The sequence below is a fragment of the Paenibacillus tyrphae genome, assembly GCF_000722545.1.
In the GTDB taxonomy this organism is placed as follows: domain Bacteria; phylum Bacillota; class Bacilli; order Paenibacillales; family NBRC-103111; genus Paenibacillus_G; species Paenibacillus_G tyrfis.
Genome location: NZ_JNVM01000026.1, coordinates 1 through 12,753 on the forward strand (window position 1 = coordinate 1; position 12,753 = coordinate 12,753).

At 54.2% G+C, this 12,753-nt stretch carries 11 protein-coding genes; 8 read left to right on the forward strand and 3 right to left on the reverse strand.

Annotated features, from left to right (window positions below):
• The first annotated feature begins 570 nt into the window (after nucleotides 1–570).
• The 7 genes from ET33_RS27175 (at nucleotide 571) to ET33_RS27205 (ending at nucleotide 8,841) form a co-directional block, all read left to right on the forward strand.
• Nucleotides 571–1,815, forward strand: a complete 1,245-nt coding sequence (locus ET33_RS27175) for an APC family permease (protein WP_036689717.1) — start codon at nucleotides 571–573, stop codon at nucleotides 1,813–1,815.
• A gap of 248 nt (nucleotides 1,816–2,063) precedes the next feature.
• Nucleotides 2,064–4,496 carry a nitrite reductase large subunit NirB gene (gene nirB, locus ET33_RS27180; protein WP_036689720.1) on the forward strand — a complete coding sequence of 811 codons (2,433 nt, stop codon included), beginning with the start codon at nucleotides 2,064–2,066 and terminating at the stop codon, nucleotides 4,494–4,496.
• Nucleotides 4,497–4,531: 35 nt separating this feature from the next.
• Entirely contained in the window at nucleotides 4,532–4,876 is a 345-nt protein-coding gene (gene nirD, locus ET33_RS27185) for a nitrite reductase small subunit NirD (RefSeq protein WP_036689723.1), read from the forward strand.
• A gap of 54 nt (nucleotides 4,877–4,930) precedes the next feature.
• Nucleotides 4,931–5,710: a formate/nitrite transporter family protein gene (locus ET33_RS27190; RefSeq protein ID WP_036689726.1), complete on the forward strand. Its 780-nt coding sequence runs from the start codon at nucleotides 4,931–4,933 to the stop codon at nucleotides 5,708–5,710.
• Nucleotides 5,711–5,801: 91 nt separating this feature from the next.
• Nucleotides 5,802–6,551 carry an ABC transporter ATP-binding protein gene (locus ET33_RS27195; protein ID WP_036689728.1) on the forward strand — a complete coding sequence of 250 codons (750 nt, stop codon included), beginning with the start codon at nucleotides 5,802–5,804 and terminating at the stop codon, nucleotides 6,549–6,551.
• Nucleotides 6,548–7,792, forward strand: a complete 1,245-nt coding sequence (locus ET33_RS27200) for an ABC transporter permease (RefSeq protein WP_051775674.1) — start codon at nucleotides 6,548–6,550, stop codon at nucleotides 7,790–7,792. The genes ET33_RS27195 and ET33_RS27200 overlap by 4 nt, the downstream gene beginning before the upstream one ends.
• A gap of 134 nt (nucleotides 7,793–7,926) precedes the next feature.
• Entirely contained in the window at nucleotides 7,927–8,841 is a 915-nt protein-coding gene (locus ET33_RS27205; RefSeq protein WP_036689731.1) for an alpha/beta hydrolase, read from the forward strand.
• A gap of 57 nt (nucleotides 8,842–8,898) precedes the next feature.
• On the opposite strand, the gene ET33_RS27210 is transcribed toward ET33_RS27205, so the two are convergent.
• Nucleotides 8,899–9,921: a Gfo/Idh/MocA family protein gene (locus ET33_RS27210; RefSeq protein WP_036689734.1), complete on the reverse strand. Its 1,023-nt coding sequence runs from the start codon at nucleotides 9,919–9,921 to the stop codon at nucleotides 8,899–8,901.
• Nucleotides 9,922–10,046: 125 nt separating this feature from the next.
• Here ET33_RS27210 and ET33_RS27215 point away from each other — a divergent pair, with 125 nt between their 5' ends.
• Nucleotides 10,047–10,880, forward strand: a complete 834-nt coding sequence (locus tag ET33_RS27215) for an AraC family transcriptional regulator (RefSeq protein WP_036689736.1) — start codon at nucleotides 10,047–10,049, stop codon at nucleotides 10,878–10,880.
• 26 nt (nucleotides 10,881–10,906) lie between these two features.
• On the opposite strand, the gene ET33_RS27220 is transcribed toward ET33_RS27215, so the two are convergent.
• Both ET33_RS27220 and ET33_RS27225 read right to left on the reverse strand, forming a co-directional pair.
• Entirely contained in the window at nucleotides 10,907–11,341 is a 435-nt protein-coding gene (locus tag ET33_RS27220) for a thiol-disulfide oxidoreductase DCC family protein (RefSeq protein ID WP_036689739.1), read from the reverse strand.
• A gap of 136 nt (nucleotides 11,342–11,477) precedes the next feature.
• The gene (locus ET33_RS27225; RefSeq protein ID WP_036689742.1) at nucleotides 11,478–12,701 is read right to left on the reverse strand and encodes an FAD-dependent monooxygenase; all 1,224 of its coding nucleotides are present in this window, start codon (nucleotides 12,699–12,701) and stop codon (nucleotides 11,478–11,480) included.
• Between the last annotated feature and the right edge of the window lie 52 nt (nucleotides 12,702–12,753).

Genomic DNA, 12,753 nt, shown 5'->3' on the forward strand with positions numbered 1-12,753 from the left:
TGAGCCAGGATCAAACTCTCCATTAAAGAAAAGCTGATAAGCTCAAAATTTACTACTGACGAGAATTTTCATTCTCTTATATGACACTCACTCGATGTTCAGTTTTCAAAGGGCAATTCGGTTTTAGTATGCCTCCGAACCGTTTGTTCCAAACAGCCGGAAGACTAACTTACCACATCGTTTGTCTGATTGCAACTGTTAATTTTTTCAGGCCATTCGGCCGTTTCAATTAAGCGAGGCTTTCAAGACAACGATCATTACTCTATCATATTTGCTCTCTGTTTGGCAAGCACTTTATTTTTCCATTCCAGGGGACGAGCCCGCAAGCGCAGAAGTTGTAATCAAGTGCTGCATGAGACAGCGAAAGTAACTTTACCACATTTCACGGAGAAGATGCAAGTCCAATTTTTTCAGCCTTTACGCTTATCCTGCGTGGTAACTTGTGACCGGCTCAAACGGCCGGAATGACACTATAACATAATTGCTGTCATATGCGCAAGAGTTCTCAAAAATATCCTCTTTCATGTTAATCTATTAAAAGAAGATAAAGATAAGAAGCGGGGGGCGCGGATGACGAAACGAACAATTACGATGGCCCAAGGCGTGGCTCTATATATGGGGGCGGTTCTGGGATCGGGCATTCTGATTTTGCCGGGATACACGGCGGACGCCGCCGGGCCAGCGGCGATTATCTCTTGGCTCCTGCTTTCCTTATTAAGCGTTCCGATTGCCTACACGTTTGCCAGACTTGCGCTGAAATACGAAAACTACGGCGGGATCGCAACGATCGTGCAGCAGGCGTTCGGAGAAAAGTCCGGCGCTGTCGTCGGCTGGTTCTTTTTTGCATGGGTCGCGACAGGACAAGCTGTCGTCGGATTAACGGGCGCTTCTTATATTGTTACGGTTTTCGGACTGGCTGGCGAATGGCTGTACGGCTTCGCCTTTCTATTTCTAGTAGCGGCGCTCGCTGCGAATCTGCTCGGGATGCGTATCAGCGGGCTCGTGTCACTGGGATTAAGCGGGATAGTTCTCGTCCTGCTGGTGCTAACGATTGCCTTCAGCCTTCCGGCCATCGATGCGGTCCACTTCCGCCCTTTCGCTCCTCACGGATTGACCGGAATCGGGCAAGCGTGCGTGCTTATTTTTTGGGCGTTCTTCGGTTGGGAAAGCATCACCCATCTCGTACCGGAGTTCCGCAACCCGCAGCGGGACGTGATGCGCTGCACATGGGCAAGCGTCTTTATTATCGGCGCCGTATATACGCTGTTATCCGCGGTGACGATTGGAACGCATACGTACGGAGACATCGGGACCGAAGCGCCGCTGGCTGCGTTGATGAACCGGGCGCTCGGATTAAACGCGGGGCTGGCAACCGTGGTTGTAGCCTGTATCGTTTGTCTTGGCACGCTGAACGTGTACCTCGCCAGTTCTTCCCGCCTCGGGTATGCGCTGGCCGTCGAAGGAAAGCTGCCGCAATGGTTTGCGAAATCGAGCAGGAGCGGGACGCCTTACCGCTCGGTGTTCTTTCTATTTGTAACGAATACTTTGACGCTGGCTTTCAGCTACACGGCTTCGTTTTCCGTGGACCGCTTAATTTTGGTGCCCACCACGCTCGGAATTCTTGTTTATATCGTAGCTTCGTTTGCCTGCGTTAAGCTGCTGTGGAGCGACAAAGCCGGACGTTTGGCCGCATTGACATCGTCAGCGCTTTGTCTGGCGATTGCGCCCTTTTCGATGCAGTACTTGGCCGTACCGGCCGTCGTGGCCGCAAGCTGCCTGCTGTATCTGCGCTATCGCCGTAAGCTTCAGCCGTGAATTCGCCATAATGATATGAAAAAAGATCGCCCTTCCGGTTAGGCCAGCCAGGAGTTCGGCGGTCTTTTTCGCGTTTTGGCAGCGAATAACATGAGGCACAGCTTGCAGTCGTACTAAATTTGTCACATTTGACGCTCCTCTGTGATAAATATCGCATAGTTGTGAAATAAATCACTAATTTTTCGTTAGCTTCCCTGTATACTTTCCTTATACACAAGAAAAATCAGAGCTTTCGAGGAGGCCGGACAATGACCCTCAATAAAGAAAAACTTGTCGTCATCGGAAACGGAATGGCTGGCATCAGTACCGTGGAACAAATTTTGAAATTGACAACGCGCTTCGAGATTACCGTATTTGGCAGTGAGCCGCATCCCAACTATAATCGTATTCTGCTCTCCTATGTGCTGGAAGGCAGCAAAACATTCGACGATATTGTATTAAATGGATGGGATTGGTACAAAGAAAACAACATTACGCTTCATACCGGAACGACGGTTTCGCATATCGATCAAGCGGCTCATGAGATCGTAACGGAAAATGGAGAGCGTGTTCCATACGATAAAGTCATTATCGCGACGGGCTCGAATCCGTTTATTCTACCTATCCCCGGCACCGACAAGCAAGGCGTGATCGGCTTCCGCGATATCTCGGATTGCCAGCAGATGCTGGAGGCAGCCAAGTCTTACAAGAAGGCGGCCGTGATTGGTGGAGGGCTGCTTGGGCTGGAAGCGGCCAAAGGTCTTGTTCATCTCGGGATGGATGTGACCGTCGTTCATCTGATGGACGATTTGATGGAGCGCCAGTTGGATCATCAAGCAGCATCGATGCTGAAGGCGGAGCTTGAGCGTCAAGGCATCAAATTTGCGATGGGCGCAAAGACGGTAGAATTGTTCGGAGACGAACGTGTCGCCGGGCTGCGGTTTGCCGACAATACGGTGCTGGAGGCGGAGTTCGTCGTCATGGCCGTGGGTATCAAGCCGAATGTGGCTGTAGCGCAAGCAAGCGGAATCTGGACGAAGCGCGGTATCGTGGTAGATGACTACATGCAAACTTCCATGCCGGACGTTTATGCGGTTGGCGAATGCAATGAACACCGCGGCGTTTGCTACGGACTGGTTGCCCCGCTTTTTGAACAAGGCATGGTACTTGCCAAACATCTGTGCGGCGTAGATACGCTCCCTTATGAAGGCTCCGTCGTATCGACGAAGCTGAAAATATCGGGTGTGGACGTGTTCTCCACAGGCGAATTTATCGAAGGTCCGGAGCATGTCGTCATTGCCACTAAGGACGAATGGAAGCAAACGTACAAAAAAATATTGCTGAAACAAAATGTGATGGTGGGAGCGGTGCTCTTCGGCGATATTACGGAATCGGCCAATCTGCAAAAGCTGATCAAGCAAAAAACCGTGATGACCGACGAAATTTACGACTCGCTCATGGGTACCGGCTGCTGCGGCGGTGGAGCGAAAGGCGCGGCTTCGGTGGAAGCCATGGCTGATGAGGAAATCGTGTGCGGCTGTAACGGCGTCACCAAAAAGACGATTGTCGACGCCATTACGGAACAAGGATTGACGACGGTCGATGAAATTAAAGCCTGTACGGGCGCAACGCGGTCTTGCGGCGGCTGTAAACCGGTCGTTGAGCAAATTTTGCAGCATGTTCTTGGCGACGGCTTCAAGACTTCCGTCAAGCAAGGCATCTGTGGCTGCACAACTCTCGGCCGCGATGAAATTGTCGCGGAGATCCGAGCTAAAGGATTGACCTCAACGAAAGAAATTATGCATGTGCTGGATTGGAACCAGCCGGAAGGCTGCTCGAAGTGCCGCCCTGCGTTGAACTACTATTTGGGCATGATTTATCCTGATACATTTCAGGATGAGAAGGAATCGCGTTTCGTGAACGAACGCATGAGCGCCAACATTCAGAAAGACGGAACCTTTACCGTCGTTCCGCGGATGTACGGCGGCGTTACGACGCCGGAGGATTTGAAGAAAATCGCCGACGTTTCGCTGAAGTACGATGTGAAGGTCGTTAAAGTAACCGGCGGTCAGCGGCTGGATCTGATCGGCGTGAAAAAAGAAGATGTACCCAAAGTTTGGGAAGAGCTGGGGATGCCTTCGGGCTATGCCTACGCGAAATCGCTGCGGACCGTTAAAACCTGCGTCGGCGCGCAATTTTGCCGCTTCGGCACCCAGGATTCGATGGGTATGGGCGCATTCCTCGAACGCAAATTCGAGCGTCTGGACCTGCCGGCCAAATTCAAAATGGCCGTTAACGGATGTCCTCGAAACTGTGCCGAAGCGTGCACCAAAGATATCGGCATCGTCGGCAATGACGGCGGATGGGAGCTGTTCGTCGGCGGCAACGGCGGAATTAAAGCGCGTTTGGCGGATTCGCTCTGCAAAGTAAAAACCGATGAAGAGATGATCGAGCTGTGCGCAGCCATCATCCAATATTACCGGGAGACCGGAAAATATCTGGAGCGGACTTCGGAGTGGGTTGAGAGAATCGGCCTGGAAACGATCCGCAAGGCGGTCGTTGACGATATAGAAAGCCGCAAAGCGCTGGTGGAACGGATCGAATTCGCATTGGCGCAGGTTAAAGATCCGTGGACCAAAATGCTGAACGATACGGATACGCGCACGGCCTTGTTCCAAAACCTGGAGCCGGCAGCCCAATAAACTAAACTTTGGATACGGGAAGGAGTATGGAATATATGAAAGAACAGGAAACTTTTTATCCGATCGGAACGCTTGATCAGTTTTTGCCGCAAATCGGACGCACCGTGAAGTGGCGCGAATGGGAAATTGCCGTGTTCCGCACTTCGGACGGTGGAGTCTATGCGCTGGAAAATCGCAGTCCGCATCCGAAAGGCGGACCGCTCGCTGAAGGGATCGTATCGGGGCATTACCTGTACGACCCGCTTCATGACTGGAAAATCGATTTGACTACGGGGCTCGTACAGCTTCCCGATCAAGGACAAGTGCTGACGTTTCCGGCAAAAGTGGAAGGCGGTCAAGTTTACTTCGCTGCGCCTGCAGTCCAAACCGCGCAAAGCTGAAAAGCTTGACCGACTTTTATACAACGCAGAAGAGTAACCGGGGAGGACCACCGTATGTTTACATCAAGCGTAGAAGCAATCGTTGAAGCTGCTGTAAAAAAGAAAGAAAAAATGAACGAAAATCTCGCCCGCTATGTAGTGTCCGCTTTGCTGGCCGGAGCGTACGTCGGGCTAGGTATTATATTGATTTTCTCTGTCGGAGCGCCGGTCGCGGCTGCGAAGTCCCCTTTCCAGCCTATGGTGATGGGGATGTCCTTCGGTTTGGCGCTGACGCTTGTCGTCTTCGCGGGCTCGGAGCTGTTTACCGGGAATAATATGTTTTTTACAATGAGCACACTTGCCCGCCGAACGACGGTAACCGATACGCTGAAAAACTGGGTCATCGTATTCCTTGGGAACTTGGCTGGAGCCGTAATCCTTTCCTTGCTGATCGTCGGTACCGGTCTTTTCAAAACGGCAGCGCCGGAGCATCTGATCTTCGCCGCTGCGGCCAAAAAAATGGCGCTTCCGTTCTGGGAATCGTTCTTCCGCGGCATTCTGTGTAACTGGCTTGTTTGCTTGGCTTTATGGATGGCCGGAAGGGCGAAGGAAGACATCGCCAAGCTGGTGCTCATCTGGTGGTGTCTGTATGCTTTTATCGCCAGCGGGTACGAGCATAGCGTAGCCAATATGACGCTGCTTAGTTTGGCCTATTTGCTGCCGCAGCATCCCGAAGCGATCTCGCTTGGCGGCTGGTTTAATAATATGATTCCGGTCACGCTCGGCAACATCGTCGGCGGCGGCATTTTCGTCGGGATGGCTTACTGGTTCATCTCTCCCGTGCGAAGCAAATAGCTTTAATTAAAAACGAGAAAAATTTGCCGCGACTGCGGCATTTTTTCTTTTCCGGGGAAAACAAGGTACAATAGCGATGAGGTGAATGGACATGCAGCCTTTATTGAAGGTGGAAAAGCTGACCGGCGGATACAGCCGCAAAAAGCCGGTACTGCACGAGCTGTCGTTCTCGGTTCGTCCGGGAGAGATGGTCGGCCTGATCGGATTGAACGGAGCCGGCAAAAGTACGACGATCAAGCACATTCTCGGACTGATGCAGCCGCATAGCGGTCAAATACTACTCAACGGCAGATCCGTGGAGCAAGACCCGACAGCCTATCGGCAGACGTATGCCTACGTCCCGGAAAACCCGCTATTATACGAAGAATTGACGGTGAAAGAGCATCTCGAAATGGCCGCAATGGCTTACGGCATCCCTAAAGACGCTTTCGAAGAGCGGGCGGCCGCCCTGCTGGACGAATTCCAAATGACCGCCAGCTGGAACCGTTTGTCGGCTCATTTGTCCAAAGGGATGAAGCAGAAAGTCATGATCATGAGCGCTTTTCTCGTACGGCCTGCGTTATATATTATTGACGAGCCCTTTCTCGGCCTAGACCCGCTCGGCATCAGGGCACTGTTGGAGCTAATGGTCCGTGTCAAAGAAAGCGGCGGAGCCATTCTGATCAGCTCGCATATACTGTCTACGATCGAACGGTACGGCGACCGTTTTCTTCTGCTTCATCAAGGCCGGCTGACGGCTGAGGGGGATGTGGTGTCGCTGCGAAAGCAGGCGGATATGCCCGGAGCTTCGCTTGACGATTTGTTCTGCAGCCTGGTAACCCGGGACGTGACGCTGCGATGAGCAAACACGAGCTGCCTTCGGATATTTCTGCACTATGGAGCAAACGAACTTCGGAGTTTTGGCGGGAAGTACGCCCCTATGCCGGGTATGCGCTGCAAAGCTTCTCTTACGCGGCTATTTTGATTATGCTGGCCGGAGGATATTTTTATACCCGGTTACTAAACGAGGCTCCGCCGGATTTTCCGTTTCGCGAGACCGCAGCGCTCGTACTCCTGCCCTTCTTGGCTTTATCCCCGGTACGGACCTACATAAGGAACGCGGACTTCATCTATTTGCTTCCGATGGAAACGAAGCTGTCGGTTTATATGCATCGGGCGGTAATGCGGTCATTTTGGATACAGTCGTTACTGCTGCTTGCCGTGTGGATGGCGGCTTGGCCGATGTATGCCATGGCGGCCGGCGGAAGCCTCGTTCAATTCGCTCACGTGCTGATCATGGCGATTCTCGCGAAACGCGTGCTGATCCACGGCGCATGGCTGGAGCTAAAGCAGACGGATCGTCTGCCGATCGCTCTATGGTCGGCGCTTCGTTGGATCGTTGCCGCCGCAGCGGCGCTGCTTCTGCTCCGCCTGCCGTTATGGACGGGGACGTTGGCCGTCTTCGCCGTGTTGCTGGCTTACCTCGGGACGCTGCGGCTTATGGGCGGCAAACGAATCTTGAATTGGCTAAGGCTCGTCGAGACGGAGCAAAGACAGCGGGCGCGGATTTTCAGGCTTCTGAACTATTTTATCGATGTGGCGGACATCCCGAACCGTCCGACGCCAATTCGCGCGCCGATGAAGCTTCTCCGGGGGCTGGGAGGCTTCGGGTACGATTCGGCTCATACTTACCGTTACTTGTTCACATTGGTATGGCTTCGCTCCGAGCTGGGCGGAATTACGATGCGGTTGACGGCGCTCGGCTTCTTATTGATTGCCTGGACCCGCAGCGATGCGCTTGCCGTCTTCTTGTTCGCCCTGTTTGCGGGACTGACGATGCTCCAGCTTAAAGAGCTGCAAAAAGCGTACCGCCACTCCGATTGGTCGTATATCTACCCGCTTCCGCCGGAATTGCGCATGCGTTCGGCCGCAGCCGTCCGTTTCCGCATTCATGCCGGTTGCCTGCTTCTGCTTGACGTCCCTCTGCTGTGGGCGATGTCCCATGCCGGATACGCCCTACTGACGCTGTGCGCCGGGCTGGCACTGTCTTACGGGTACGCCAGATGGACCATGCGCGCGAAGAAAGCCGCAAAAAAGAAATAGACCCTGTCCCCTTATCCGATCCTGTCGTATAATGGGGATTGTTTTTAGAATCAGACCGTTTTTGGATAAAGAAAGGAACGCGACCTATGAAACCAACCCCTGCGATATCGAGAGCGCCGCGAAGGCGAAGAAGCATGTCGAGGAGCCCGTTATGGCTGCGAATCGTCCTCGGATTGCTGGCAGTAGCGGTGATCGCTTGCATAGGAATCTCGGTTTATGTGGGATGGAAGCTGTCCCACCCTGTGCCGAAGGCTCTGGATGATTCGCCGGAACGCCTCGGGCTCGCCTACGAAAACGTACAATTTCCGAGCCGCGAAGGCGGACTGACCCTGAAAGGTTGGTACTTGCCGGGCAAAGTAACTGAAGGAGAAGGCGCAGCCGTCAAACCGAACATCATTATGGCCCACGGGTACAAGAACAACCGATTGCAAAAAAGCGCCGAAGCGTTATCATTAGCCAAAGAGCTGACGGACCGGGGCTACAGCGTGCTGATGTTCGATTTTCGCAACGCCGGGGAGTCCGAAGGCAGCATGACTTCGATCGGCTACTATGAAAAGCACGATCTGCTCGGCGCCATCGATTGGATGAACAAGAATCATCCAGGCAAGCTGGCGCTGCTCGGCTTCTCGATGGGAGCCAGCACTTCGCTGCTTGCCGCGGCAGAAGAGCCGTCCGTTCTCGGCGTGGTGGCGGACAGTCCGTTTAATCATTTGACCCGCTATTTGAAGGACAATTTGCCCGTTTGGTCGAACTTGCCCAACTTTCCTTTTACGCCGCTGATCTTGAGCATTTTGCCTCCGATGATCGGGGTCGATACGGATCAGGTGAACGGGCTCGCGGCGGTCGACCGCATTTACCCGCGGCCGGTGCTGTTCATTCACAGCACGAAAGACCCTTCGATTCCCTACAGCAACAGCGAGTCGATGTGGGAAAAGCACAAGGATAAGTTCGAGCTGTGGACGACTGCGGCGGAAGGGCATGCCAAGAACTATCCACCGCTCAAAGCGGAGTATGTGCAGAGAGTGACGGCTTTCTTGGAAAAACTGTAACATGCAGAAAAACGAGCCACGGTGCTTTATGCGCCGGAGGCTCGTTTTTTCATTTTGTTAAGGAGAAGTATAACGAATCCGCTGTCCGCTGCGGGACGATTCGTAAATGTCCGTCACGAGCCGGAGCGCTTTGTAGCCCTCGGGTCCGTTCAGCGGGTAAGGCCGTCCCTCCAGTACATGCTCGTAAAAATCGCGGATTTGGTAGCCGTGGCTGACGCCCCAGTACGATTTTTCCCCAAGATCGTTCGGTACCGGCTCGCTCAGAACCGTCGATGTGCCGTTCCGATGCAGATACAAAGTATCGCCCAACAAATGCAGCCGACCTTGCTCGAACACCAGTTCCACCTCCACTGGAGAGTTGACGCCGTAGGCATTCGTCGCATAAAACACCGCCGTCGCCCCGCTGGCAAATACCAAATGAGCGTGCGCCGAATCTTCGACTTCGATGACGCCTTCGAGCGCATCGGTCGAAATCGAGCCCTTGATGCTCTCTATCTCGCCGCCGAACCACTGCAGCAAATCGAGTGTATGAATCGCTTGGTTGATAAGCACGCCGCCGCCCTCCGTCGCCCAGCGGCCCTTCCATTCGGTCTCGTAATACTGCGGACTGCGGTGCCAAGTCACGATGCCTTTCATGCAGAGCAGCTTGCCGAGCTCCCCCGAATCGATCGCTTGCTTCATTCGGACCGAAGCGGGATTGTACCGGTTCTGAAAAATGACGCCGAGCTGCACGCTCGTATGCTTCGCCGCCGCCTCCAGCATCGTACGTGCCGACGCCTTGTTCTCGGCCATCGGCTTCTCCGTCAGCACATGCTTGTCTGCCGCCAGCGCATCAACCGTCATGGGGGCATGCAGATAATGGCCCGTGCATACGTGGATGACGTCGATATCGCTGCGCTTCAGCATGTTGCGGTAATCCGCGTAATAATCGCAGCCGTACTGATGCGCGGTTCGCCGCCCGGCCGTTTCGTCCGTGTCCACAACCGCCTTCAAATCGGCCAAGCCGAGCTTGGCGATCGCTTGCAAATGAACGGCGGCAATCGCGCCGCAGCCGATCAGAGCCGTACCTAAACGTTTCACAGGGTTCACCTAGTTTCTTCAGTGGTAGAATATCTCCATCATGACGTATAATAAAAACATATTCCTTGCATCGATTGCTAAATTTATTGCTTTTTTTGACTTTTACCCGACAGAGGAAGACGGCCATGCACATCCATGGAAAAAACAAGTATTTCGACTTTACCCACCGCCGAATGGAAACGCCTCCAAAAATCGATTTTCATCTTCACGACCGGTTCGAGATTTACTTTTTTATCACCGGAGACGTGCACTATCTGATCGATAAAAACGTATATCCGCTCAGCTATGGCGATATGCTCATTTTAAACAACCGGGAGCTGCATAAGCCGACCTTTCGTTCGAATGCGCCGTATGAAAATGTCGTCATCCATTTCGATCCTTCCATCGCCGCCGGTCTGGCGCTGGTCTCGGATTTCCCCCTGCTCGATTGCTTCGTCAACCGGCCGCAAGGGGAGGCCAACCGGATTGCACTCAGCGGCCCCCGGCTGGATGCCGCGCTCGCTTTGTTCAAGAAGGCCGAGCTTCTGCTTTCCGAGCCCCAAGACGGAGCCGATCTGCTGCTGACCGCGTGCATGATCGAGCTGCTCGTGCTGGTCAATCAGGCGTTCCGCGACCATCGCTCGGACATCGGCTACAGCCCGGCCGCTACGCACGAAAAGCTGGGGCCGCTGCTCGAATATATCGACGGGCATCTGGAGCACGATTTGACGCTGAAAGCGCTGGAGCGGCAATTTTATATGGACCGCTATTATCTCAGCCGTCTCTTCCGCAAGCATACGGGGAGCACGATTCACGAATATATTTTGCTCAAACGGATTGCCCGCGCCAAAAAGCTACTTCAGGAGGGGCACAACGTTACCGCCGCTTGCGAAGGCTCGGGCTTCAACGATTATTCGCATTTTATCCGCATGTTCAAGCGGCTTGTCGGGGTTCCGCCGGGACAGTATCGCAACCGCTAGGCGAGACGAAAAAACACAGTATGCCCTCACGTATCGAGAAACCGCTCCCGCACTTCGGAGGGCGGCAGCATGCAGGAGTCGCTTTTGCCGAAAAAACGGTACCGGTTCGCGGCGATCCAGCGATAAGCTAAATCCCGCAGCGGCCGCGGAATTACGATAAACGCATAAAGCAAAGGCCACGCTCCGTCCAGCCTGCGAAGCACCCGGAGTCCCGCAGTCGATCGCGTGTACACCCGTCCCTGCTCAAGCAGCACGAACGTATTCAACTCGGCGGGATCAAGCCCGTGCCGTAGCAGCAGACGGCTTCCGGTCTCGGACTGGATGGCGATGAACCGGAAGGCGGCGCTTCGATCGCGGGGAATTATGAACTGCACGACCCGTTGGCAAAATCCGCACACTCCGTCGTAAAACACTAGCGGATGCCGCTCCGCTTCCGTATCTTTGCGCGAGCTGTTCTCCATCGCCTTTCCGCCCCCTTCCGCAAGCCTTTCTTTATCTATTGTACACCATACGCTCTTTTTGTCGCGCTTCTCAAAAAAAGAAAGGTCCCGGCAGACGCCTAATACGCCCCAGGACCGGTGATGTGTGGAACTCCATCTAATCTTGAAAAGTAAACCGTTCATGAATCGGCACTTTGCCGGACAGGCTCAGCACCCTGCGCTGAACCGCCGCCAGCAGCTTGGTCCGTGTAATCAGAGAAATAACAACCGGCGCGAGCGTTCGAATGAACGGTGTCGAGGCAAAAAGCATTCTTGCCGCACGCGCCTGCATTTTGTGCACTGAACGAATTTCGCCGTCCCGCAGCGCTTGAACGCGCCCGAGACGATCTGCGGACACGTCGCCATCCTGGAGCGCATCGTAAATGACGTCCGCCGCTATGACGGCCGTGGTGACGGATAAGGATACGCCGACCGCACCGACGGGAGAAGCGCAATGTGCCGCGTCTCCGATGAGCAGGCAGCCGTCCTTGGCCCACTGCTTGACGTAAAAATCCTTGACCTGCAGAAGCACAAACGGCTTGAAATCGGTCAGCGCTTCGGCAAATTCCCGAAATGCCGGATGCGCGGCCAGCAGCTCTTGGCGGAACGGCTCGATGCCGTGCTCACGGATCGCCTTCCATTCGCCTAACGGCACGGCGACGCCGACCTGAAGACAATTCGGGTATTTCGGCAAAATGATGTAGCCGTAGCCGTCGGTTATTTTAAGCCGCAGCTCGTCGCCCCAATCGTCCGGCTTCGGAATCGTGAACCAGATCAGGTCGCCCGCGATGTGCTCATATTCCGTCTCAAACCCGCCCAGCCGGCTGACTGCCGAAAAGCGGCCGTCCGCTCCGACCGTAACGCGGGCGCGTACCTCCAGCGTTCCTTCGGGCGTCTGGGCGATCGCTCCGGTTACCCGCTCCCCCTCATAGCGCAGCTCCTTCACTGCGGCGTGAAACAGCAGCTCAAAGGAAGGCAACGACTTCGCTTTGTCGTAAAGCGCCTGCAGCAAAATAGGCTGCGGCATCCAGAGCGCGTACGGGATTTCCTTGGAGATGTTGTCGAAACTGAACTCGCCGAGACGCTTGTCTTTGTAATAAAGAGCGCCCTTGCGCACCTTCGACGAGTGGAACGATTCGATATAGCTCCGCAAATTCACCTGCTCCAGCAGTTGCAAAAAACGCGGCTGAAGCACCTCCCCGCGATATTCGCGGTCAAAGTTGTCATGACTTTCCAGCACAACGACGTCGACGCCGGCCTTGGCCAACAGCATGCCGAGAACGAGTCCGGCTGGGCCGCCTCCCGCAATACAAACGTCTTTTTCCATCACGCGATGAACCATCGTTATCGCCTCCGTTGTACGAAGATCGTGACTTCAAATTCGAAATGAGTGA

What these genes read in the sequence shown, in the direction of transcription:
- ET33_RS27175 (WP_036689717.1), top strand. Translation starts at nt 571, where the DNA reads ATGACGAAACGAACAATTACGATGGCCCAAGGCGTGGCTCTATATATG.
- nirB (WP_036689720.1), top strand. Translation starts at nt 2,064, where the DNA reads ATGACCCTCAATAAAGAAAAACTTGTCGTCATCGGAAACGGAATGGCT.
- nirD (WP_036689723.1), top strand. Translation starts at nt 4,532, where the DNA reads ATGAAAGAACAGGAAACTTTTTATCCGATCGGAACGCTTGATCAGTTT.
- ET33_RS27190 (WP_036689726.1), top strand. Translation starts at nt 4,931, where the DNA reads ATGTTTACATCAAGCGTAGAAGCAATCGTTGAAGCTGCTGTAAAAAAG.
- ET33_RS27195 (WP_036689728.1), top strand. Translation starts at nt 5,802, where the DNA reads ATGCAGCCTTTATTGAAGGTGGAAAAGCTGACCGGCGGATACAGCCGC.
- ET33_RS27200 (WP_051775674.1), top strand. Translation starts at nt 6,548, where the DNA reads ATGAGCAAACACGAGCTGCCTTCGGATATTTCTGCACTATGGAGCAAA.
- ET33_RS27205 (WP_036689731.1), top strand. Translation starts at nt 7,927, where the DNA reads ATGTCGAGGAGCCCGTTATGGCTGCGAATCGTCCTCGGATTGCTGGCA.
- ET33_RS27215 (WP_036689736.1), top strand. Translation starts at nt 10,047, where the DNA reads ATGCACATCCATGGAAAAAACAAGTATTTCGACTTTACCCACCGCCGA.
- ET33_RS27220 (WP_036689739.1), bottom strand. Translation starts at nt 11,341, where the DNA reads ATGGAGAACAGCTCGCGCAAAGATACGGAAGCGGAGCGGCATCCGCTA.
- ET33_RS27225 (WP_036689742.1), bottom strand. Translation starts at nt 12,701, where the DNA reads ATGGTTCATCGCGTGATGGAAAAAGACGTTTGTATTGCGGGAGGCGGC.